This is a genomic window from Sorangiineae bacterium MSr11954, assembly GCA_037157815.1.
Taxonomy (GTDB): Bacteria; Myxococcota_A; Polyangia; order Polyangiales; family Polyangiaceae; genus Pendulispora; species Pendulispora albinea.
The window spans coordinates 10,401,034-10,424,149 of record CP089984.1 but is presented as its reverse complement, the minus strand read 5'-3'; the positions used below and the strand labels follow the sequence as shown (position 1 = coordinate 10,424,149).

Annotated in this window: 15 protein-coding genes; 7 read left to right on the top strand and 8 right to left on the bottom strand. The window is 69.7% G+C overall.

Annotated elements, in window-relative coordinates; translation table 11 throughout:
- Position 1: 1 nt before the first annotated feature.
- From LZC94_40710 to LZC94_40690, 5 genes are all read right to left on the bottom strand, one after another.
- Positions 2-2,482 carry an MMPL family transporter gene (locus LZC94_40710; protein WXB14140.1) on the bottom strand — a complete coding sequence of 827 codons (2,481 nt, stop codon included), beginning with the start codon at positions 2,480-2,482 and terminating at the stop codon, positions 2-4.
- Between the two features lie 5 nt (positions 2,483-2,487).
- Positions 2,488-3,798, bottom strand: coding sequence for a hemolysin family protein (locus LZC94_40705; GenBank protein ID WXB14139.1), 1,311 nt, complete (start codon positions 3,796-3,798; stop codon positions 2,488-2,490).
- 33 nt (positions 3,799-3,831) lie between these two features.
- A complete protein-coding gene (locus LZC94_40700) occupies positions 3,832-6,042 on the bottom strand; it encodes a transglycosylase SLT domain-containing protein (protein ID WXB20310.1) in 2,211 nt (736 codons plus the stop codon).
- Positions 6,043-6,058: 16 nt separating this feature from the next.
- Positions 6,059-7,273 carry a site-specific DNA-methyltransferase gene (locus LZC94_40695; GenBank protein ID WXB14138.1) on the bottom strand — a complete coding sequence of 405 codons (1,215 nt, stop codon included), beginning with the start codon at positions 7,271-7,273 and terminating at the stop codon, positions 6,059-6,061.
- A gap of 69 nt (positions 7,274-7,342) precedes the next feature.
- On the bottom strand, positions 7,343-8,623 hold the full coding sequence (locus tag LZC94_40690; protein WXB14137.1) for an AarF/ABC1/UbiB kinase family protein: 1,281 nt from the start codon (positions 8,621-8,623) through the stop codon (positions 7,343-7,345).
- 249 nt (positions 8,624-8,872) lie between these two features.
- Between LZC94_40690 and LZC94_40685 the strand changes: the two genes are divergently transcribed.
- The 7 genes from LZC94_40685 to LZC94_40655 all read left to right on the top strand — a co-directional run bounded on the left by LZC94_40685 (position 8,873) and on the right by LZC94_40655 (position 18,977).
- Positions 8,873-9,397, top strand: a complete 525-nt coding sequence (locus LZC94_40685) for a hypothetical protein (GenBank protein WXB14136.1) — start codon at positions 8,873-8,875, stop codon at positions 9,395-9,397.
- A complete protein-coding gene (locus tag LZC94_40680; GenBank protein ID WXB14135.1) occupies positions 9,384-11,135 on the top strand; it encodes a serine/threonine protein kinase in 1,752 nt (583 codons plus the stop codon). Before LZC94_40685 ends, LZC94_40680 begins: the two co-directional genes overlap by 14 nt.
- 3 nt (positions 11,136-11,138) lie before the next feature.
- On the top strand, positions 11,139-13,403 hold the full coding sequence (gene priA, locus LZC94_40675) for a primosomal protein N' (GenBank protein WXB14134.1): 2,265 nt from the start codon (positions 11,139-11,141) through the stop codon (positions 13,401-13,403).
- Between the two features lie 14 nt (positions 13,404-13,417).
- Positions 13,418-14,038: a GNAT family N-acetyltransferase gene (locus LZC94_40670; protein ID WXB14133.1), complete on the top strand. Its 621-nt coding sequence runs from the start codon at positions 13,418-13,420 to the stop codon at positions 14,036-14,038.
- Between the two features lie 39 nt (positions 14,039-14,077).
- The gene (locus LZC94_40665) at positions 14,078-14,761 is read left to right on the top strand and encodes a ComF family protein (GenBank protein WXB14132.1); all 684 of its coding nucleotides are present in this window, start codon (positions 14,078-14,080) and stop codon (positions 14,759-14,761) included.
- Between the two features lie 581 nt (positions 14,762-15,342).
- On the top strand, positions 15,343-18,030 hold the full coding sequence (locus tag LZC94_40660; protein ID WXB14131.1) for a hypothetical protein: 2,688 nt from the start codon (positions 15,343-15,345) through the stop codon (positions 18,028-18,030).
- A gap of 38 nt (positions 18,031-18,068) precedes the next feature.
- On the top strand, positions 18,069-18,977 hold the full coding sequence (locus LZC94_40655; GenBank protein ID WXB14130.1) for a hypothetical protein: 909 nt from the start codon (positions 18,069-18,071) through the stop codon (positions 18,975-18,977).
- Here LZC94_40655 and LZC94_40650 read toward each other — a convergent pair.
- Genes LZC94_40650 through LZC94_40640 form a run of 3 tightly spaced genes read right to left on the bottom strand, consistent with a single transcriptional unit; the run spans position 18,967 to position 23,038 of the window.
- Entirely contained in the window at positions 18,967-20,652 is a 1,686-nt protein-coding gene (locus LZC94_40650; protein ID WXB14129.1) for a hypothetical protein, read from the bottom strand. The genes LZC94_40655 and LZC94_40650 overlap by 11 nt on opposite strands.
- Positions 20,653-20,669: 17 nt before the next feature.
- Positions 20,670-21,662, bottom strand: a complete 993-nt coding sequence (locus tag LZC94_40645; GenBank protein ID WXB14128.1) for a hypothetical protein — start codon at positions 21,660-21,662, stop codon at positions 20,670-20,672.
- Positions 21,659-23,038: an MFS transporter gene (locus LZC94_40640; protein WXB14127.1), complete on the bottom strand. Its 1,380-nt coding sequence runs from the start codon at positions 23,036-23,038 to the stop codon at positions 21,659-21,661. The genes LZC94_40645 and LZC94_40640 overlap by 4 nt, the downstream gene beginning before the upstream one ends.
- Positions 23,039-23,116 lie beyond the last annotated feature (78 nt).

Below are 23,116 nucleotides of genomic sequence, written 5' to 3'. Positions count from 1 at the left end.
GCTATTCGCTGGCGTGCCCGCGCGCAAGTCGTAATCCGGCTGGGATCACGATGAGCGCCGCGAGCAGGCCAAGCGCCGAACCCAATGCGCCCACGGCGCCCAGATCGAACAAACCTTCGAACCGGCACGCAAGAAGTGCGGCGAACCCGGCGGCAGTGGTCAGCGCCGTCGATGCGACCAGCGGCCCCTCGCTCCGCAGGGCTCCGTCGATGGCGTCCCCAATGGACGATCCCGCAGCGCGGGCGGCGCGCGCCGCGTGAAGCAGGAACATCGATTCATCCATGGTGATGCCGATGAGAACCGGCAGCACCAGCGCATCGTATACATGTAGGCGCACGTGGAAGATGCGCATGAGCGCGGCCACCGCCCCCACCTCGACGGCGATGGTACCCAACGTCAAGAACACGTCGAAGCCGCGCCGTAGCGCCGCACGCAAGGTGACGACCACGAGCACGAGCGCCAAGATGGCGACGATGGGCAGATCGCGCCCCAGAGCATGTCGGAGCGCCGTCTCCAGGTGGTGGTAGCCGGTGACCACCGTCGCGGGATCGGCCTCGCGAATGGCGGCCAGCGCCTGCGCATCTTTGGCGGGATCGCCCGTGGGCCGCACATAGCTGACGACGAGGGTTTCGCCGCCCTCGCGGGCCATGTGCCGCGAGACGATCCAGGCGAGCGGGCCCTTGGGGTCCATGCGGGAGATGGCGTGCGAGGGGTGCTCGAAGCTCGCGAAGGCTGCGGAGAAGGCCGAGGCGTCGAAGCCGCGTTCGAGCAGGGCGGCTTCCAGGGCGCGGCGCTTTTCGGGCAGTGCGAGCGCATCGCGCTCGGCGAGGCGTTTCTCTTGTGTGGGCGGGGCGGGGGCAAAGTTGGTGAGCGCGTCGAAGCCGTCGATGACGCCCGCCGTGGCCAGTCGATCGAGCCGCTCGGCTACGCGATCGGCGCGCTCGGCGGCGCGCTCGGGGGATGCGTCGGCGGTGACGGCGAGCCACTGGCCTTCCTTGCTGCCGAAGATGCGGTAAATTTCGCGCTGCGTGGCCAGCGGCGCGAGCGCTTGCGGGCGGATGGCGACCAAGGTGTCGTGGGCCGAGGGCCAGCCGAAGGCGGCGAGAAACGCGAACGGCGTGAGCGTGACCGCGATGGCGGCGATGGCGCGCCGGCGCGTTCGCGTGAGGGCCGAGGCGAACGCGGTCCAAGGGTGAACCTTGGGCGCGGGCGGCGCGCCGCGCTCGAGCCAGGCGCCGATTTCGGGCGTGACCAGGAGGATCCCGATGGCGGTGAGCACTTCGCCTGCGCCGCACAGAACGCCGAGCTGGCGTACGGCCGGCAGATCGCTGACCAGGAGCGCCGCGAAGGCGAAGCCGGCGGCCAGCGCGGCCAACAGCGTGGGCCGCCACGTGGTTTCGCGTGCAAAGCGCGCGGCTGCGGCGGGGGTGAGGCCTTGGCGACGCCCTTCGAGCAGCTTGGCGTAAACGTGGACGCCCGTATCGACGCCCACGCCCACCACGACGGCCGCGAAGGCCGTGGCGATGGCGCTCAGTCCCGTGGGGAAAAACGCGGCGATGCCCGTGGTCCAGAGGGTGCCGAGCCCCAGCGGTGGCAGCACGGCGAACAGGGCGCGCATGCGCCGGAAGGTGAGCAGAAACACCAGCGACGCGAGCACCGTCGACAGGGTCGCGCTCACGATCATGTCGCGGCGTAAGAGCGAAGCCGTCGCATCGGCGATGGCGTGGCCGCCCGTCAGATCCATGGTGACGGCCGGAGCGTGTGCGGGGAGCTCGTGACGCTGGGCCGCCTCCATCGCCTCCCGCACCTCACTCACGAATCGCGCCGCATCCCGCCCCTGAAATGCACTCCCACGCGGCTCCAGAATGACCAACCGCGCGCGCCCGCCATCGCCCACGAAGGCGCCATCGGCGCCGGTCCCTACGTTGACCCCGGCCGCCACCTCCATGCGCAGCTCCCACGGGATCATCGCGAGCCGCAGCGGATCGCGCGCCGCCCGCTCGGCGACCTCCGACGCCCCCGGTGCGAGCAAAAGCTCCCGCGTTCCGTCGAGCCGCTCGCGCATCCCCTCGGGCGAGAGCGCCTGCTTCAAACGATCGCGCGCCGTCGGGCCGGAGTAGGCCCACGCCAAGGTCGGATCGAACTCCTTGGGCGGCGGCGCCGAGTCGAGCACCCGCGCCACCATCGGCTTGTCGCGCAGCGCCGCGATGAGCGCCGTCGCCGCGGCCTCCACCGCGGCCGGATCCTCCCCGCGCACCAGGATGACGCCCAGATCGCCGCCGCCGAAGCCGCGCAGAAAGCGCATCAACATGGTCGTCTCGTCGCGGTTCGGAAAGAGATCCGTCAGATCGGACGACAGACGCAGCTTGAACGTGGAGAGCCATAGGCTCGCCAGGGTGGCGACCAGCATCGCCAGCCGAAAGCCGCGCCGCGAACACACCTGCCCGAGCAGCCATCGCACCCCGCGAATCACGCTCGTCACGCCAATCACGCGGCGGCCGGCTGCGGCGCGATGCGGATGCGCACGCGCGTGATGCGGCGCCGGCTGAGCGCGCTCACGATGCCCACCGCGTTGCCCGCGATGGCGGCGCTATCGCCTTTTCGTGGAAGGTGGCCGAGCTTCTCCAAGAGCACCGCGCCGATGGGCTCCGCCGCGTCCTCGCTCTCGACCTGCACCCCAATGGCGCGCAGATCGTCCATCTTCAGGCGCGCGTCGACCTCCCAGGCTTGCTCGTCGCCCGGCACCTTCACGAGCGCCGCGGGCTCTTCGTCGAGCTCGTCGCGGATCTCGCCCACGATCTCCTCGAGCAGATCTTCCATGGTGACGATGCCGCTGGTGCCGCCGTATTCGTCGACCACCACCGCGATGGGGATCTGCGCCTCTTGCAGCCGCTGCATCACGTCGTGCAGCCCCTGTGTCTCGGGGACGAAGATCGCGTCGCGCCGCAAGTTGCGGAGATCGCCGGCGGCGGCGCCGTCCTCGAAGAGGAAGTCCTTCACGTAGAGGTAGCCGACCACGTTGTCCAGCGAGCGGTCCTTGGTCAAAATGAGGCGCGAGTACTGCTGCGCGCGAATGAACTTCAGCGCCTCCTCGCGCGGCGTGTCGATGGGCAAGGAGGCCACGTCCACCCGCGGCACCATCGCGTGGCGCGCCGTGCGCTGCGAAAAGCGGATCACGCGCTCCAGCAGCTCGCCCTTCTTCTTGCCCATGGGGCTGCGCGCCGTGTTGGCCGCCAAGATTCCCAGGATCTGCTCCTCCGACAATGTCCCCTCGCTGGCGGCATCGGCCGAGAGGCCCATGAAGCGCAGGATCAGCGCGGACGCGTGCTCCAGGATCCACAAGAGCGGGCGGAACGTGAGGTACATCACGTGCAGCGGCGTGGCCGAGAACAGCGCGGTGGCCTCCGAGCGCTGGATGGCGATCAGCTTCGGCACCAGCTCGCCGAGCAGCACGTGGCTAAATGTGAGCATGCCGAAGGCGATGATGACGGCCACCACGTGCAGCGCCTTGGCCAGCTCACCCTCGAACAGGTTCCCGGTCCAGGACACGACCAGCCGCTCGATGGCCGGCTCGCCGATCCAGCCCAGGCCCAAGCTCGCCAGGGTGACCCCAAACTGCGTCACCGAAAGGTAACGATCGAGCCGCTCGATGATCCGCTGCGCAAAAATCGCGCGCTTTTCACCCCGCTTCACGCGCGGATGAAGCTGCGTGGCGTGCATCTTGACGAACGCAAACTCGGCCGCGACGAAGAAGCCGTTCAGGAAGATGAAGAGCGCAACGAGAAGGAGCCCGATCACGGCACGATTTCCGAGTTGGCACCGTACTACAGTTTAGTCCTTCTCGTAGGTCAGCGTGACCGTGGGCACCGCCGCCTCCCCGCCCTGGAGAAATGCATAGCGTGCAAAATTTCCCATGACGCGCACGACGTAGGCGCGCGTCTCGACGAAGGGGATCTGCTCCACGAACACGTCGAGCGGGGTCTCCTTGAGCCGCGACATCCAGCGGGCGACGGCCTCGGGACCGCCGTTGTAGCCGGCGAGCGCGAGCGGGATCTGGCCATGGAACTTGTCGATGAGCTCCTTCAGGTAGCGCGCCCCCAGCTTGATGTTTTGCGCGGGGCTCGTCAGGAGCGATTCGGCGTGCGGTTGGCCGATGGACTTGGCCACCGTGCGCGCCGTCTCCGGCAGGAGCTGCAAGAGCCCCACCGCCCGCGCCGGTGAGGTCACGTCCGGATCGAAGGCGCTCTCGACCCGCATCACCGCATGAAGCAACCCGCTCGGAAGATGGTGCGCCGTCTCCTCGGCCCGCACGAACGTATCGTACGGCCTGGGGAACGCGCACTCCCACGCCCACTCCGAGGCCGGGCTGGGGGCGCTGTTGAGCAGCGCGCCCGGCACCTGCTGCGCGATCTGGTAGCGGCGCTTGGCGCGTCCCAGGTAGCCGTAGGTTTCGCAGAGCGCCTCCACGCCGCGCCCGGTGGCCGCGGCCGTGATGATCGACTCGCGCTCGCGCAGCGCCGATTCGGCGTCGGTGTCGAGGCCCACGCGAAAGAGGAGATCGACGGGCGGCGGGACGGTGATGGTCAAAGGCTGCCAGGTGCCCTTGGGATCCGGCGCATCGATGGCCGGCGGCAGAGGTGCCTTCAGCTCCGCGAGGCGCGCGCGCGCGACCAAGGCGGGCCACGAGAGCGGGCGGCTCTTGGCGACCTGGGTCCAGTGCAGGACCGCCTGCGTCCGATCGCCGTCTTGCAGCGACGCCAGCGCGGAGAGGTTGGTGGCGCGCGCCTGGGTGATGGCGTCGGACTCGTCGCCCGCGAGCTCCTCGAAGAGCTTTTTCGCGACCTTGTTGTTCTTGGCCATCAGGTGCGCGAGCGCCCGCCCTCGGAGCGCCTCTTTCTTCTCCTCGCCGCGCGGAAAATGCGTCGCGTAGTCGTCGAAGCCCGCCGCGGCTTGCGGGTAGCGCCCGTGGAGCAAGTGAAGGCGCGCGCCGTAAAAAGTGGCCTTTTCGGCCCAGCTCGTCTTTGGCCAGCGGCGCGCCACGGCCGCGTAGCGCTCGATGGCCTCGTCGTCGTGATCGGCGCGCGAGAGGGCACGCGCCGCGTGAAAGGCATCGTCCGCCGCGCGCGGCCCGCCGAGGGCGGCGCACTCGTCGAAGGCCTTCGACGCTTCGAGGGCGCGGGTGCGCGCGTGAAGCAGGATCTCGGCCCGGGCGCGGATCCGCTCGATGGGCGCCACGGCCTTTCCGGGCGCGGTCGCCATGCGCTTGAGCGCCTCCAGCGCCTCGTCGGTCATCGACGCTTCGCCGAGGGCGCGGGCGCGCTTCATCAGCTCCTCGCTGGTGAGCGGGTGCCCCGGATCGAGCTTGGCGAGCGTGGCCTCCGCGTCCTTCGCCCAGGTCAGATCGGGCGCCTCGACCACGATCCAGCGCGCGTCGGCCCCGTCCTCCGAGGGGGTGCGCATGCCCAGACGAATCCTCCGGGCGCGCGCCTCGGCTTCTTGCGCGCGCGTGTGCTTGTCCAGCGCCACCACGCGATCGCACACGGAGCGCGCGGGCACCAGCATCTGCGCCTTCTCGTAAGCTTCGGACGCCTTCAGCAGCGCCGACGCCGTGCCGCGCGCCACGAAGTAATCGGCGGCGTCGCGGAAGGGGCCCACATGGAGCTTGGCCTCGGCCCGCCTTCGCTCGATGTCGTCGGCGAGGAGCGGCAGCGCGCTCTTCAGATCGTCGAGCCACCCGAGCGCCTTCGCCGCATCGCCCTCGGCGCCGCGCGCCAGCGCCACCCGCGCCCGCACATAGCGGATCGCCGGATCGCGCTGCTCCGCCTCGGGCAAGCCGTCGAGCTCGCGCGCCGCCGCGTCCCACGCGCCGATGCGCACCGACTCCGCCCAGTGCGGGACCTCCCGCGGCGGCGACGCGCCTCCGTCCGCGGTGCGCGGCGATACGGTGAGCGCGGCCGCGTCGGCCGGCACCATGGCCAGCGGACCGCCCTTTGGCTTCTCGTGCCGCGCGCATCCGGCGGCGAATCCCAGCGCGAGAAGCATCGCCACGCGCGCGCGCCTAGTCATAGATCCCGAAGCCCCCGCCGCCGCGCCAGCTCTGCACGCGTGTGATGCCGGTGGTGTCCGTGCCGTCGACCACCCGCTCGAGGCGCGGGATGCAGAGCTGATCGAGCGTCTCCGACCGTTCGATGCCTACGTAGTTCCGGCCCATTTTGTGGGCGACGGCCGCCGTGGTGCCGCTGCCGAGGAACGGATCGAGCACCCAGTCGCCGGGCTCCGTGCTCGACGCCAGCACCCGCTCGAGCAGGCGCTCCGGCTTTTTGTTGCGCGCGAACACCACGCCGCCCTCGCGGGCGATCCCCTGGAACGGAATGTCGTTCCACACGTTGGTGAGCGGCTCGGCGAGGTAGCGCTCGCCGGCTTCGTCCTCGCGAACTTTGTCCGCCAGAAAGAGCAAACGGTTGCCGCCGCGCAAGATCATCGGCTTGTGCCGCTGGCCGCGATCGAGCCAAAAAACGCGGTCCGGCGCCGCCCGCGAGCGATCGATGAGCGCCCGCGCGGCCAAGCTCACGGCCTCGTAGCGCGGCTGCGCGAAGCGCACGACCCGCGCCGCGTTCTCCAGGGAAAAGCGCTCGATGGCGCGCTCGAACCCCTCGGCACCCAAGGCCCGCACGGCCTCGGCGCGGCTGGTGTAGTCGAGGCGCTTGGCGACCACGGTCTTGAGCGGCAAAAATTGCCACGCGCTCGGGTCCTGCTCGGCGTTCGCGAGATACAAGTTGTACGCGGGATCGCGGCCTTGCCGCCTTCGCACCAGCGGCGCGGGGCGAAAGCGGCGGCGCTCTTTGGCGTAGAGGAGGAGGTAGTCCGTCACATTCATGGGGCCGCGGTTGATGGCTTTGTGCCCGGTGGTCGCGCTCCGGACGACGGTCACGATGGCGATGCGGTTCTGGGGGCCGAAGACGTCGTCCATGAGCAGCAACAGACACCCTAGCTGCGTATCGTCGATCTCGGCAAAAATGGCTCCGTCTTCCGTGAGCAGCGGGTGAAGCGCTCGCAGCCGCGGGGCCATCATGGCCTTCCACGCCTCGGGGTCCCACGCGTCGTGGTACTCGCGAAAGACGCGGCCCGAGTTGAAGGGCGGGTCCAGGTAGATGCAGCGGAACCTCCCCGCGAAGCCCGCGCGACCGAGCCGATCGAGCGCGTCGAGGTTGTCGCCGCGGATCAGCATGTTCGGGCTCTCTTCGCCGTAGGCTCGCACCCTTCGGAGCTTCACCCGGCCAGAACTACTGTGCCATGCGCGCTGGCACAACCTCTAAGCTCGGCGGCCGGCCGCGCCGCGGCGCTAGGTCTGAACGCCATTTCGGAGCCACGGCTCCGTGATGCGACGCCAGTTCGCCTGGGCGTTGAGGCCGGCCAAGACGCTGGAGAGGCCCCACTGAAGGCGGTTCACGAAGGTGTGATCGACCGGCATGTGAATCGGCTTGGGGAGCGAGGGGAGCTTCTCGTCGGGCCGGAGCACGATCTTCTTTCCGTGCCGGACCAAGTAGGCGACCGCTTCGCGCGCGAAGGCATGCGTGTAGGTGAACTCGGTGTCCTCGATGAGCGGCTTGAGGACCAACTTCGTGTAGCTCGTGTAGAGCGGCCAGCCATCGGGATCGGTCGGGTCGTAGCCGAGCACCTCGACGCACGCGCGATCGAACTCGTCCCAGTCGCCGTCTTGCGCGGCGATCACGTAGCGCTTCATGCCGTCGACCAGGTTGGCCGGCAGGAACTTCACGCAGCCGAAGTCCAGGAACGCCACCTTGCCGCCGCCGAGGAAGCGGTAGTTGCCCGGGTGCGGATCGGCGTACAGCACGCCGCGCTCGTAGAGCGAGCGAAACATGAAGCGCCAGATGGTGCGGCCCGCGGCGCTGCGCTCCTCTTGGGTGGCCTTTTCGCAGAAGGTGGCGTAGTCGGCGCCGTCGATCATCTCGCAGGTGAGCACGCGCCGGGTGGTGAGGCTATGGTGCACCTTGGGGATGACGATCTCCGGATCGTCGGCGTGGAAGCGGCGAAAGAGATCGGCCGTCTCGGCCTCGCGCGTGTAATCGAGCTCCGCCAAGAAGACGGCCTTGATCTCGTCGAGCGTCTCCTTGCTGTGATACCGGCGGCCCACGGGCGCGATCATGTTCTCGAGCAGCGAGAGGCTCTTCAAGTCGTTCTCGATCGCCTTGTCGATGCCCGGGTACTGCACCTTGACGGCCACCGCATCGCCCCCGCGGCTGAAGGCGCGATGCACCTGGCCGATGCTGGCCGCCGCGAAGGGATCCGCCTCCCAGTGCTCGTAGATCTTCGAGGGGTGATCGCCGAGCTCCTCGGTGACCACCTTGATGGCGGCCTCGCGCGAGAGCGGGGGCGCCTTGGCTTGCAGGCGCTTCAGCACCTGCTGGAATTTTTCTTCGTAGCCGGGGGGCGCCAGGCCATCGATGTACGAGGCCATTTGCCCGAGCTTGAGCGGGAGCCCCTTCATCTCGCCCAAGGTCTTGAGCATGGCCTCGGCCGTCTTCTTGGCCGATGCGACCACCTTGGCGCGCGCGTGCGCCTCTTCGTCCTCGGTGCGCTTGATGCCGACGGCGCGTTTCATCGCCTCGGCTGCCATCGGAAGGGCGCGCGGCGCCAAAGCGCCAAGTCGCGCCAATCGCCCGAGCCGGGAGGTAGGCGGCGCATCCGGTCGCCTCTCGGGTGAGGAGGGCGCGGGCGACGCTTCCGGTTCTTTTTCGAGCGGGATCGGCAAAGTATCCGGCCGGTCTCGCGAAGCTGCCATGAAGCGCATTATGCTGGTAACGCGTTACGATGACTAGTGTCGGCTGTCAGGTGTAAGGTAGCGGGCAGCATGGCACGCTATGGATGGCGCGTTAAAGGCGGCAAAGTTCGAGCGCGCCGTACGGTTCTCTTCGTAGGCATCGCACTCGCCCTCCCACTGGCGGCATGCAAATGGCTCTCGAAGGGCGAAGACCTACCCGATGCCGCGCCATCTGCACCTTCCTCACCCGGCGCCAATCAGGCGAACGCGACGGCGTCCACCCCGGCTCCCGCTGCCCCCGGCGCATCGGGGCAGGTGGCTCCTCTGGCAAGTGGAAGCGCCGGCGGGGGTAGCTCCACACCCCCCCACGCGGGGAGCGCTCGCCCCGTGGTCGTCCGATTGCCCGATGGTGGCCGGATGACGGTCGACGCCTCCGTGGGACCCGACGGCAAGATCGAGCTTCCGCCGGGCTTTCAATTCCCCACTTTTCCGAGCTTCCCCGGCTTCGACGCGGCAGCCTTGAAGATCCCCGCGTTCGACGCGGCGAGCTTGCCCCCGATGCCGAGTGGCTTCCCCAAAATTCCGGGGTTCGGTGGCACCGATGGCGGCAAGTAGGAGCGGTTCGGCGGGCGAAGTCGGGCTGCGGCTGCCGCACGCGTTCGGGCCGTACATGCTGTTCGATTTCATCGGACGCGGCGGCATGGCGCAGATTTATCTCGCGCGCACCAACAGCGATCTGGGGGCCGCGCGCCTTTGCGTGCTCAAGCTCATTTTGCCCGAGTACGCGGGGCTCGCGCAGTTCGCTGACATGCTGACGTACGAGGCCAAGCTCGCCGCCCAGCTGGGGCACACGAACATCGTGCAGGTGTTCGATCTGGGGCGCATCGAGGGCCGGCTGTTCATCGCCATGGAGTACGTCGAGGGCTTCGATCTGAACGCGCTGCTCCGCCGCTGCTCGCGGCAAAAAGTGCCGCTGCCCATGGAGTTCGCGCTCTACATCGTCACGTGCGTGCTTCGCGGGCTCGACTACGCCCACCGCCGCACCGACGAAGCGGGCAAGCCCCTCGGCATCGTGCACCGCGACGTGTCGCCCTCGAATTTGCTCATCTCGTTCGATGGCGAGGTCAAGGTCTGCGACTTCGGCATCGCCCACGCAAACGACATCGTCGCGTCGCTCGCCAGCGAGGCGTCGACGGCCGACGAGGCCATCAAGGGCAAGGCCGGCTACATGAGCCCGGAGCACGCGCGCGGCGCGATCCTCGACGCGCGGGCGGACGTCTTTGCCGCCGGCATCGTGCTCTGGGAGCTGCTCGCCGGGCGCCGTCTCTATCGGCACGCGGGCGAGGCGCCGACCCGCGCCTCGCTCCTCGAGCAAGCGCGAAAGGCGGAGGTCCCGCCCTTGCCGAAGCGCTCGCTCCCGCGCGAAGAGGAGCTGCACGCCATCGTCTCCAAGGCGCTCGCGGCCGAGAAGAACGACCGATACCCCTCCGCCGGGGCGATGCTGCGCGATCTGGAGGCCTACGCCATCGAGACGGGGCGGATGCCCAACCCTCTCAAGCTCGGCGTATGGCTCTCGACCCACTTCGGCAACGAGGTGATCGCCCAGCGAAGGATGCGCGAGCGCGCCGCGGCCGCCTTGAGCAAGCGCGAGTCCCGCGACTCGATGCCCACGCCCATCCCCCACGCGGCGTCGCGGGTGGTGCGCGAGTCGATCCCCACGCCCCTTCCGCATCCGCACTCGCCGTCGGGGCCGCCCGTATCGTTCTTCCCGGTGGCCATGACGCAGCCGCCGCCCGCGCCCGTCTTCGACGTGCCCTCCGCGGTGCCGCCGCCGTCCGTGCCGCTGCCGGCCGGTGGGACCATCCCGCTGCCGGCCTTGCGGTCCGCCCCGATCCTCTCGGAGGACGAGCCCGAGAGCTCCCCGATGGAGACGCGGGTCGATCTCGCGCCTTTGGGCCTCGAGAACATGCCGCACATCCCGGAAATCGAGATCGAGACGGTCCCGCGGCCGTTCGTTCCGATCCCGCTCTTTCCCGAGAGCGCACCCCTGCCGCCGCCGCCGCCGTCGCCGTCGCGTTCGCCGCTTGCGCCGCGTTTGCCCGCGGCCGTGGCGGAGGACTCGGCACCGTTCGTCCCCGTGGAGCCTCTCACGGCATCGCCGCCCGAGGCATGGGTCCCGGCGCCGCCGCCCGCGGCGGGATCGCAGGTGGCATCGTTGGTGGGCGCGCCGCCCGCCGCCGCCGCGTCGGGCACCTCGTCGAAGCTGCGCATCATCGTCGTGGTGTTCGTGCTCGTGGTGCTCGGGCTCGTCCTCGCCCTCGTTCGCGGCGGTTTGCTGCTCGATTTTTCGTAGAGCATGCTCCTGGCCCACGTCGCGCTGCCGGTGCCCATGCCGCACCCTTACAGCTACGCCATTCCGGCGCGGCTGGCCGCGCGCGTCGCCTTGGGATCGCGGGTGCTCTGCTCCTTGGGATCGCGCCGGCTGGTGGGGGTGGTGGTGGCAAAAGGCGAGGGGGACCCGCCGCCCAAGGTCAAGCCGCTGCTCGACCTTCTGGACGACGAGCCTTCGCTGAGCCCCGCCCTCCCCGAGGAGCTGCTCGCGTTCTTGCGCGATCTATCGGCGTACTACCTCGCGCCCATCGGTGAGGTGATGCGCCTGGCGCTGCCGCCCATCGAGCGGGCGGTGGCGCGCGCGCTGGAGGACTCGCTCTTCGAGACGAAGAAGGGCATCTCCGCGCGCAAGGTGCAGACGGTGATCGCGACGGACTCGGTGGAGGCCAAGGCGCTCGGCGGCCAGGCGGCGGCGATCCTCGCGCACGTGCGCGCCATCGGCGAGACCCCTCTGACGCGCCTCGAGGAGCGGTGGAAGAGCGCGCGCGCCGCCGTGAAGAAGCTCGCCTCGCTCGGGCTGGTGACCACGAGCACGCGCGAGGTGGCGGCCGACTCGTTCTTCGCCTCGCCCGCGCCGCGCGACGTTCCGCCCGAGCTCACGGCGCCGCAAGCGGCGGCCACCGAGGCCATCGCCGCGTCGCTCGCGGCCAAAGCGGCGACCACGTTTTCGCTCCACGGCGTGACGGGCTCCGGAAAGACGGAGGTGTATCTGCGCGCCATCGTGGCCGCGCGCGCCCAGCGACGCGGGTCCATCGTGCTGGTGCCGGAGATCGCGCTCACGCCGCAGCTCGTAGCGCGGTTTCGCGCGCGCTTCGGCGACGACGTGGCGGTGCTGCACTCGGGGCTCTTGCCGCGCGAGCGCCTGGCCATGTGGAAGCGCCTTCGCGCGGGCGAGCTCGATGTGGCCATCGGCGCGCGCAGCGCCCTCTTCGCGCCCGTTCGCGATCTGGGGCTCATCGTGGTGGACGAGGAGCACGACCCTTCGTTCAAGCAGGAGGAGGGCATCCGCTACCACGCGCGCGACATGGCCATTCTGCGCGCCCACCGCGCCTCCGCGGTGTGCATCTTGGGGAGCGCGACCCCCTCGCTCGAGACGGAGCACCTATGCCGCACGGGCAAGGCGAAGAAGCTGGTGCTCCCCGATCGCGCCCGCGCTCAAGCCATGCCGGCCGTCGAGATCGTCGATCTGCGGCGCATGGGCCCGGGCCCCACCGGCGACAAGCGCATCAGCCTCCCGCTCCACCGCGCGCTCGAGGCCACGCTCGCCGCGCGCGCGCAGGCGATCCTCTTCCTCAACCGCCGCGGATTTTCCCCCGCCGTGCGCTGCGAAGCGTGCGGAGAGCTCTGCGCCTGTCCCTCGTGCTCGGTGGCCCTCACCTTTCACAAGCGGCACGGCGAGCGACTGCGCTGCCACTATTGCGATTACGAAACGCCGTTCCCGGAGCGCTGCGCAAAGTGCCAGAGCCCGTCGCTGGCGCTGGAGGGCCTCGGCACCGAAAAGCTGGAGGAGACGTTGTCGGCCGCCTTTCCGGAGGCCAGGGTCGCGCGCTTGGATCGCGACGTGGCCACCGGCCGCACCGTCGACACCGTGCTCGGTCGCATGCGCGCGCGGGAGATCGACATCCTGGTCGGCACGCAAATGGTCACCAAGGGGCACGACCTGCCGCACGTGACCTTGGTGGGCGTCATCAACGCCGACGCCGCGCTCTCGCTCCCCGATTTTCGCGCGGCCGAGCGCGCGTTCCATCTCTTGGTGCAGGTCGCCGGGCGCGCGGGCCGCGGCGACGCCCCCGGCCGCGTCTTGATCCAGACGTACACGCCGGATCATCCCGCCATCGTGCACGCGCTCCGGCACGACGTGAACGCGTTCATCGAGCGCGAGCTCGCCGACCGCCGCGAGGTCGGCTACCCGCCGTATTCGCGGGTGGCGCTCGTCCGCGTCGATCACCCGGAGGAGTCGGTCGCGCGCGACGCGTGCACCTTGCTCGCCGAGGTCGCGCGCCAGGCGGCCGAGGCTGCGGGGGGCGAGGCGGACGCGCGCGTGCAGGTCTTGGGACCGGCGGCGGCCCCGCTGGCGCGGCTGCGACAGCGCTTCCGCTTTCGCATCATGCTGCGCTCGAGCGATCGCGCCATGCTCCGGCGCACCTTGCTGGCGGTGGAGCGCGCGCGGGGGCAGGTCGCCCGAGGGGTCCGCACGGCGATCGACATCGACCCGGTGCAGCTTCTATGAGAAAGGAGCACGCGATGCGCTCCCACCCCGACCGTGTACCGCCCCCGCCCATCGGGACGATCCTTCGGACGTCGCGCCTCGTGTTGCGCGTCGGCCGCGACTCCGACGTCTCCGCGCTCCTGCGCGCCTCCCGCCGCAACCAGGATTATTTGCGCCCCTGGAGCCCCGCGCCTCCAGCCGGGCAGACGCACCCCACGCTCACCAGCGCCGCCAACGAGATCGCGCGCGATCGAACTTTGTGGAAGCTGGGGACCAACTGCGCCTTCTTCGTCTTCCCGGCGCAGGAAGAGACGCCGCGGATCATCGGCCGCATCGCGCTGTCGAACATCGCTCGCCGTGTCTTTCAGAACGCGTACCTGGGCTACTGGATGGATCGCGGGCTGCAAGGTCGCGGGCTGATGAGCGAAGCCGTGGACGCCGTCGTCGATTTCGCATTTGGGCCGCTCGGCCTGCACCGCGTGCAAGCGGCCGTCATGCCGCGAAACCCGGGCAGCATGCGGGTGCTCGAAAAATGCGGCTTCCGCCGCGAAGGCTACGCCGTGCGCTACTTGAAAATCGCCGGCAACTGGGAGGACCACGTCCTCTTCGCCCTCACGCGCGAAGAACGCTCCGACGGCGCCGACGAAGCTCCGTGAAATGGCGCAATCGGGGCGCCGGGCCGGCCGATGGAAAGCATGATGCCGATTCCGTTGCTCGCGCTCGATGCCCTCGATGTTCTCGGTGTGCTCGCGTCCCCCGACCGATGCGCCGCGTGCGATGCGCGCGTTTCGTTCCGAACGGTATTTTGCCGAGCGTGTGCGTGTACCGTCCTAGAAGATTCGGCTGCCAGTGTTTCTTCTTCGTTCACATACGCCCCATTTCGTTACGGGGGTGCCATCGCGGAGGCGCTCCGTCGTTTCAAGTATGAGGGCCGCGCCGATCTGGCACGTCCTCTGGCGCACTTGCTTCTGCGCGCGCTGCCCGCGCTTCGTCCGTTGCAAATCGACGCGGTGGTCCCCGTTCCACTTCATCGTGCGCGGCTCGTCACGCGCGGGTTCAATCAAGCGGCGCTCCTTGCGCGTCCGCTCGCGCGGCATCTTTCTGCCGCATTTTTACCGTGCGCGCTGGAGCGCGTGGTGGAGACAGAGGTGCAAGCATCGCTGCGCAAGGACCCGCGCGCGCGCAATGTTCGGGGGGCCTTCGTTCCACGCGGATCGCGTGGAGGGCACGGGCCACACACGTCGCGCGCGCTCGAGGGCGCGAGGGTTCTCCTCGTGGACGATGTCACGACGACAGGCGCAACTCTTGCGGCCGCAACCTTTGCTGCGCGTGAGGCCGGAGCCTACAGCGTGCACGCCGTCGTTCTCGCCCGCGCGTGAGACAAACTCACGTCGGGGAGCAGCTCGCGCTATAATTGAACGATTGAGCGGAGTGCGTGCAGGGGAGACGTCGTGTGAGCGGTGACATCGAGTGGCGGTGGGCGGATCCGCGCGGGCAGCAGCGACTGGTCCGCACCGACGAACTGCGCGCCGCCCTCGCGAACGGGATCATCGCACCCAATGCCCCCGTGTGGCGACAGGGGTGGAAAGAGTGGAGGCCTGCCTACGACGTCCCGGAATTGCAGACAAGTGCGCTGGCGGCGGTCAATGGTATCGTGCCGAACATCCCACCCCCGCCGTTGTTCGTGGTCGCTGCCCAGAGCGATTTCGAAGGTCGCGGGGAGGGACGCTCCTCACCACGCCCAGCGTTCCACGCAGAAACCCGCGCACCGGATGCGGGTGGAACCCCGGTCGAACCCCCGCCTCCCCCTCGGTACACCCCCGCCACGACCAAGCTTCCACCCTCGGGCCCGGCCGTCGCTTCGCCCAACGCGTCCAGCCCGTCTGCCTCGTCCGCGTCCTCCGCCTCGTCCGTTTCGCCCGCCCACGCTCCTTCTCCCTCCAAGAGCCCGACGAACACCATGGGAACGAAGACCACCCCGTTGCCTTACCCCGAGCGCACCAGCGATCGAGTGAACGCGCAGGCCCCCAAGGGTCGGCCGTCGGCTCCATCCGGGCGCTCGGGCACACCCTGGCCGACCGTCGTCTCCGGCTCCGAAGCGCAAGGGCCGAAGAGGACCGTGCTTGGCATGGCGCCGGTCACGGCGGGGGCATCGGTCACGTCGGGCGCGCCGGTCACGTCGGGTGCCGCGGGTGCGGCGGGGCCGCAGGCTTCCAAGTCGGGGTCGGGTGCGGCGGTTCGCGATACGCTTTCGTCGCGCGATACATTTCCGAGCCCCGCATCCCGAACGCGCCCGGCGGGCACCAGCGCGCCGCCGCCATCGGGCTCCGAGCAATTGAAGCGCGCGGTGGAAGCGGCCACGAAATCGAGCCCGGCGGCGCGCGAGCGGGGGCCGCGCTCCACCGGTAGCGGGAGCGATTCGGGGACCGGGCGCCCGGAGCCGATGGTCATCGAGCCGGAGGCCAACACGTCGGTCACGCTGCAAGCCGTGGCCCCGGCCGCCGATCCGCGGCCCAGCGAGAAGATGGCGCGCGCCGAGCCCATTCCGCCGCCGAACGATGGCGTGCGCACGGTGGTCGGCGTCCCGGTGATTCAGGATCCGCGGGCGGCCAAGGCCAAGGCCGCGGCGGAGAAAGCCGCGGCGGAGAAGGCCGCCAAGGAGGCCAAGCCGCCTTCGTCGAAGGGCAGCTCGAAGCCCAAACGGCAAACGCTGATTCAGTTCGGCGGCGCCCCTTCGGACGGCGAAGATGCCGCGCGCCGCGCCTCCGATCGCGAGCGCGACCGCGCGAGCGCGCCGCCCATCGTGGTGCCTGCGCCGGGCGCGCAAGCCGGGAAAAATGCCGTCACGCGCCCGCCGCCCTGGGGCGAGGGCGCCGTCGAAATCGGCCCTGCCATCCCCAAGAGCCCCCCGCTCCCGCGGATCCGCGAGGACGGCGTCGAGGAGCTCAGTGGCTCCATGCTCGTGGAGCAAACCGACGATGGGCCGATGGTGCGGGCCCTTTCGCCCTCGCGCCCTCCGGAGTATCGCTCCTCCGCCGCGGGCGGCGGAGCTCCGGCGGAGTATCGGTCGTCCGTCGCGAGTGGCGGACCCGCGGCCGGCGAGCGCGCCGCGAGCCACCCGCCCAAGCGAACCAGCGGAGGGCTCGCCGGCTCGGCGCCGGCCGCCGCGGGCTCCGAGCGCCGCATTTCCGCGTCGCAATCGGGCCGCACGGCGCCCATGCCCATGTACTCCCCGCGCACGAGCGCGCGCCCGGCGGCGGAGCCGGATCTCTCCGGCTACCGCGGTGGCGATGTCTCGCTCGACGCCGCGCGCGAGGCACCGTTTCCTTGGCTGAAGCCCGTCTTCGATCGCTTTCCCGCGCTCTATCGGGCGCAGGAGGGAAAGCCGCGCCTGTTCTTCCCGCTGCTCTTTGGCTTGGGCGTGCTCGTCCTGGCCATCGGCGCGGGCGCAGGCGTCAAAGCGCTGACCGCGCCCGCCGCGCCCACGGCCGCGAAAGACGCAAAAGAGGCGAAGGACGTAAAGGACAAGGGAAGCACCGCGCCCGAAGCTGCGCAAAGCTCCGCAGCCGCGGCCGCCGATCCAAAGACGACGGGCGCGGCCGGCGCGGCGGTGGTAACGCCCCCGCCCCCGTGCGGAGCGGTGGGGCGCTCCAAATCGATCGCGCCGCAGGTGGTCGTTGCGAGCGGCGTCGAGGTGGCGACGGCCGCGCAAGGCATCGCGCTGGGCTTTGCGAGCGGGCCAAAAGAAGCGATCTCCATGGTGCTCGATCCGAACACCTTGGCGGTGGTGTCCGAGCACACCAGCAAGGCGCCCGATCTGGTCCGCCGCGTAACGCCCATCCCCGCTGCTCCGGCCGGCGCGGCCGACGCAAAAGCGCCCTCGTACGTGGTCGCCGTCGATCGCAAAGGCGACCCTCTCGAAGGTCGCCGCACCAGCGCCGGCCCTTCGCCCATCGACTTTGGCACCGCATCGGGCCATCTCGTGTGGGCCGCGCGCAGCTCGGACAAATCGAGCGCGCTCTGGTCGCTCCCGGGCGATGCTCCGGTCGAAGCGCTGCGCGCCGTTCCCCTCGACGGCGAGGGACGCGGCTACGCCATCACCTTCCGCCGCTCCGGCGCCATCTGGACCGGAACGATCGCAGGCACGGCGGCCACCGGCTTCAAGACCTCGGGCGAGCTCTCGGAGACCAAGGGCCTCGGCGCGCAAGTCGGCTCACCATCCATCGCGGCCAGCGGCGACGCCGTCTTCGTTCTATGGGCCGACCGCGCGACGGCCGACGAGCCATGGGCCCTTCGCTTCCAGCGATCGCGCATCGGCCAAGCGCCGGAGCCGGCCAAGACGTTCGAGGTGCCGCCCGGTGGATTGGGTGCACCTTACATGTCTCCGAGCGTGACCGCGCTCGGCGGCGGACGATTCCTGGTGGTGTGGACCGAAGGACCCGTCTCGAGCCATCAAGTTCGCGCCCTCACCCTCGACGCCGACGGCCGCCCGCAAGGCGCGGCCTTCGTGGTATCGAGCGAATCCGCAAACGCCGGGCAAGGACAAGCGGCGGTGCTGCCCGACGGACGCGGTGCGGTCGCGTATTTGGTTGCCGAGGGCAAAGGGTTCGAGCTCATGGCGAGCTCCATTTCGTGCCCGCGCCCGTAGAGCTCGAGAGAAGAAACATGCCTCGTCTGCCTTGGAAAATGCGCGTTCGACCCCTCGTTCGCGCCGGATTGTTCGCCTGCTTCCTCACGGGATCGGCCGGCATGGCCGGCTGCAACCTCCTCGGCGGTCCGTCGAAGGTGAAGGCGGGCGAGCTCGTGGAGACGGGGGAGGCGCGCTACGACGCCTACTTCAAAGAGGTGCACGATCTTCAAGTGGCCGCCACCGGCTGGAACGACGACCGAAAAGCCGCCTGCCGCGGCCTGGTCGACGCGCTCAAGCTCAACCCCGACGCCGCCGACGTCTCCATCGTTCAAGCCACCCACGAGCGGGTCAACCTGGTGGCGCGCGACGTGGGCCCCATCCGCCTCGAGGTCACCAGCGACGACGCCCACCTCACCGCCGGCAACGCCGAGAGCGTCGACGACACCACGCGCGAGCTCTTCCGAGCCATCGAAATTTGCGCCCACGCCGAGTCCCAGCGGGCAAAAAACCTACGGGTCATCCCGCCCAAGGTCGACGGCTTGAACAAGGCAGGCCGCGAGCTCGAGCCCCACATCCGCGAAGACTTCGGCCGTCGCGGCGGCCGGGTCGGCATGGACGTGCAACAAGAAATGCTCGCCTCCTACTCCGCGCTCGACGGCATCTCCCGCGAAGCCCGCAACGGCGCCCGCGGCGCCGAAGACTTCGTCGCCGATCTCCAACGCGCCATCACCACCGACGGCGGCCCCCCCGAGCCGGCCAACGAGCGCACCGCCAAAGGCACCAAACCCCGCCCCGACAAATCCGACCGCGCCGAGCCCAAATCCGACCCCAAAGGCGAATCGAAGCCCACCGCCAAATCCGAACCCAAACGCACCGCCGCCTCCGGCTCCCCCCCCAAGCCCGCACGCCCCGCCGAAAAGCCGAAGCCAAAGCCACCGCCGCCGAGCGAAGTGTTCAATCCGTAGGCACAGTGGCTTGCGTCGTATTGGTGGGCGCATCGGCCCGCGCTACGTTTCGAAGGCGCGCCAAGAGCACCCGCGACGCATCGTCCCGGCCCAGCGTGTGGAGCGCTTTGGCGCAAAGAAAGACGGATTCGGGAAAGGCATCGGCGCGGGCCAGCTCGGGCTCGAGGAGGCGGACGGCTTCTGCCGCGTCGCCGCTGCGCATGGCCACGGTGGCGAGATCGTGACGGAGGGTGCGCTGGGTGCGCTCGTCGCGCGCTTCGGTGAGCGCCTCGCGGAAGGCGGCGGCGGACGCATCGAGATGGCCGAGCTCCAGGCGCACGGTTCCCAGGTTCTGAAGCGCCGCGCCGCGATCGACGTAGGCGAGCCAGCCGGGCCGCGGCCGAAGCGCCGCTTCGTAGTGTTTTGCAGCTTGCTCCCAGCGCCCCGCGGCCCGGCGGACCTCGCCCAGGTAGAAGTGCCCTTCGAGGCACGCGTCGCACGCGGCGACCTCGCGGGACCACAAGGTCTCGTCGCTCGCGAACCGACGATCGTCGCGCGCCGTGAGCAGCCCCAGACATGCCACCACGGCCACTGTCCCCGTAGGCGCCACCGCGGCCAGCGAACGTGCCGTGGCGCGCGGCCAAACGCGGAACACGCCCTCCGCCGCGAGCATCGCCGCGAACGCGAGCGGAAGATACAGGTAGTGCGGTGACCACCATCGACTGAGCGGCGCCAGGTTCAGCGACGGCAACAAGGACAGCGCAAAGAGCAGCGCAGGACCCCGCCGGTAGAAGGCGAGCACCCCGATCCCGGCGACCAAAACCACCCCCGCCAGCGAACGCGCGCTCGACAAAGAAAGAACGGGGAACGCATCGCAGATGCTCCGATTGAGCGGAAACACCAGCGCCAAGACGCTCTTTCCCACCAGCCCAAAGCGGGTGCCGAGGGCCGCACCCAAAGGCATCTCCGCATGCAACGCCCGCCAAGGTGGCGCATACGCCAATCGCAGCCCGACGGCACACGCCAAGGCCCCCGCCTCCCACGCGAGCAACCTACGCCGCGCCGCGCTCTCACCGCGCGCCCCCCGCCGCGGCGCCGTAAGCTCGAACGCCAGCACGTACAATGGTCCCAAGACGAGCGCCGTCTCCTTGATCAGCGCCCCCGCGAAGAGCAAACCCCCCGCGAGCACGGCCTTGCCCTCGCGATGCGCAAGGCACAGCCCGAGCAACGCGACCGCCATCATCGCCTCCGAACGAAACGCGATGCCCGACGCGACCAACGAAGCCAGCGGGTGCACCGCGAACAAGCTGCCCCCGAGCCACGCCGCACGCCGCGCGTGCGCGCTCTTCACCAGGCCCTCGGCCACCGCGGCGACCAACACGGAGGCCACCGCGTGCCACGCCACATTCACCGCGTGGTAAAACCAGGCGCGCCCCACCAGCGCATCGATCGAGAGCGCGAGCGCCATCAGCGGCCGGTAATAGCCGGTGCCCGCGAACCCCCGCGTGAAGAGACCGAGCCACCCCGTTGGCTCCGCGATCGCATAGCGCTCGCCGATGTGCGCATGATCGAGCCAAATCCAGCCACCGCCGAGGGCGCTCGCGTGCGCCAACGCCGCCGTCGCAGCCACCAGCGCCCGCGAGCCCCATCGCCCCGAGGCCCGCGCATCCCCTCGCTCCAAAGCAGGTATCGCCACGCCGTTCAAGGTCGCCTCTAGCGCGAAGGCCGCACCACGGCCGGCGAGGACGCGCGCGGGAGAAAGACCTGCGCCTTGGACGTCCCGTCCACGTCGAGGGCGAAAATTTGGGGACCGTTCTTGTAGAGGATGTGCGCGTCGTCGAGCCACTCCACCTGATCGTCGATGGGCTGCTCCTCACCCAGCTCGCGCTCGCGCAACGTCTCGATCTCGAGCGCGTGCAGCCGGTGCGTTCCGCCGCTGCCCACGCGCTTCTTGAAGACGATGCGCTTCTCGTCCGGCGAAAGCGACGGACACTCCACGTTCTCCCGCACCGTCTCGACCCGCTTTTCGGCGACGTCGCCGCGCACCAGCCACGTCTTCCCCCCGGAGGACAGGGTGGCAAAGAAGCGATTGGAGTCGCGGGTGAAGGTCACGCCCCAAAAGTTGAAGTCGCGCGACTCGAACCGCTGCCCCTCGCGATAGACCGCGAACTGCTCGAGGTCGCTCAGCACCCGACCCGCCGCCATATCGAGCAGCAGCGTCTTCGTCGACATGTTCGCGTCGTCGTAGGAGTGCCCCGCCACGAAGAGGGTCACCGCGCCATACCGCCCATCGCGTGCCACGCGCGCGCGGCTCGGGATACCGTTCAACGACAAGGACGCGCGCGGTTGCAGATCGGGCCCCACGATATGAAGGTGCGACGTCTCGGGCACGGCGTCGTCGGCCTCGAGACAGAGCCCGCGTCCGGCGGCAAAGTGGATGCGCACGCAGGAGAGCTCCGAGGAGGCCCGTGCGCCGGGGTGCGGGGCGCGCTCCGAGCCGATGGTTGCCATGGCAACTTTGCCGAAGTGCCCCTCGTTGCCCTCCAGGTCTCGAAAGAGGACGAGCGGCTCGTGGTTGGCCGCGATGGTCATGGCGATGGCCGGCGATGGAGCTCCCCGCGCGCGGGCGGCTCGGACGACATAAACGGCGGCCGTCGTCACGCTGGCGGCGAGGACGACCGAGAAAAAGGCGACTCTGCGGTTCATGCGAGCTCCTTGGGAGATGGGGTTCTCGTGTTGCGGGCGGAACGCGCCCCGAGCGACCATGAAAAGGCGATGAGGGTGACGGCGACCAGGAGCGCGCCGGCGAACGAAGCCAGCGCCCCTTCGAGCCCCCACCTCGTCCAGAGCGCGCCGAATGAGATCGATGCGAGCAGGCGGCCCGTGCTCGATCCCGTGGTGATGGCCGCCAGGCCCGTCGTGCGAACCGCGCGCGGGAGCATGGGGCTCGCGACCGCCATGAGCACCCCATCGGTCGCCGCGTACGAGGCCCCGAACAAAACGATGCACCCCACCATGGCGGCGCGACCGGGCGGCGCCGCCCACAAGAGCGCATAGAGCCCGATCGACGCCACGTGCCCGCCGAGGAAGACCGGCCACCGCCCCACCCGATCCGCCAGGCGCCCAAAAGGGATCGCCAAGAGCGCGTACACCAGCGAGCCCGCCACGAAGAGGAGCGGCAGATAGCGCGCTTCGAGGACCATCCGTCGCTGAAGCACCAGGTAGACGATGCCGTCGCTCAACGTGGTCGCGCCCAAGATCGCGCTGAATCCCACCAGCATCCAAAACTGCGGGCTGCGCCACTGCCATAGGTTCGCGCGCGGCCGGTCCGGATCGCCTAACGGCGCGGTGTGCGGCTCGGATGGCGCCGGCGGGGCCGGCTCCAAAGCAGGACCGGGCACCGGATCGGGCGCGGCATCCACGAACAGCGCAAACAGGGCGACACCCACCGTCGCGACGCAAAAGCTCAATGCGAAGATGACATCGAAGCGGCCTGGCGTGAGCGCGAGCAAGCCAAAGGCGGCGAGCGGGCCGAGGGTGGCCCCCGCCGTGTCCAGCGCGCGGTGCACCCCGAAGGCGGTGGCGAGGGCCGACGGGGGCACGCTCAAGGAGAGGAGCGCATCGCGCGGGGCCCCGCGGATCCCTTTGCCGGTGCGATCGGCCACGACCACCGCGGTCAACGCGGGGGCGGAGGCGCCGGCCGCGAAGAACCCCAGCTTGCACACGGCGGAGAGCGCATACCCGATCCCCGCCAGCTCCTTGTGGCGCCGCCATCGATCGGCGAAGGCGCCGGCGATGATGCGCGCGATGGCCGCACCACCTTGATACAGACCATCGACGACGCCGAACGCCAAGGGCGACAGCTCGAGGCTGTAAACCAAGTAGAGCGGGAGCACGGTGCTCACCATTTCGGACGAGATGTCCGTGACGAGGCTCGTCAGACCCAAAAAGAGCACGTTGCGCGCGACGAAGAACGGCAGACGCGCCACCTGCTCGTCCTGCGAGCCCGCGCGCGGATCCCCTCCTGGGGACCGTGATTTCCGAAGGCGCAAGAGCTCGCCCACAATCCCGGCTTGATACATGCGAATGCTCCGTAGAGGAGTAGACAGTAAAGCACTTACCCATGGACGACAAAGCGTGGTGTCTCGGCTAAGTCGGAA

Bases quoted from the DNA above. Each gene is read 5' to 3' on its own strand.
- LZC94_40700 (WXB20310.1), bottom strand. From the start codon at position 6,042: ATGCTTCTCGCGCTGGGATTCGCCGCCGGATGCGCGCGGCACGAGAAG.
- LZC94_40690 (WXB14137.1), bottom strand. From the start codon at position 8,623: ATGAAACGCGCCGTCGGCATCAAGCGCACCGAGGACGAAGAGGCGCAC.
- LZC94_40685 (WXB14136.1), top strand. From the start codon at position 8,873: ATGGCACGCTATGGATGGCGCGTTAAAGGCGGCAAAGTTCGAGCGCGC.
- LZC94_40680 (WXB14135.1), top strand. From the start codon at position 9,384: ATGGCGGCAAGTAGGAGCGGTTCGGCGGGCGAAGTCGGGCTGCGGCTG.
- priA (WXB14134.1), top strand. From the start codon at position 11,139: ATGCTCCTGGCCCACGTCGCGCTGCCGGTGCCCATGCCGCACCCTTAC.
- LZC94_40670 (WXB14133.1), top strand. From the start codon at position 13,418: ATGCGCTCCCACCCCGACCGTGTACCGCCCCCGCCCATCGGGACGATC.
- LZC94_40665 (WXB14132.1), top strand. From the start codon at position 14,078: ATGATGCCGATTCCGTTGCTCGCGCTCGATGCCCTCGATGTTCTCGGT.
- LZC94_40660 (WXB14131.1), top strand. From the start codon at position 15,343: ATGGGAACGAAGACCACCCCGTTGCCTTACCCCGAGCGCACCAGCGAT.
- LZC94_40655 (WXB14130.1), top strand. From the start codon at position 18,069: ATGCGCGTTCGACCCCTCGTTCGCGCCGGATTGTTCGCCTGCTTCCTC.
- LZC94_40645 (WXB14128.1), bottom strand. From the start codon at position 21,662: ATGAACCGCAGAGTCGCCTTTTTCTCGGTCGTCCTCGCCGCCAGCGTG.
- LZC94_40640 (WXB14127.1), bottom strand. From the start codon at position 23,038: ATGTATCAAGCCGGGATTGTGGGCGAGCTCTTGCGCCTTCGGAAATCA.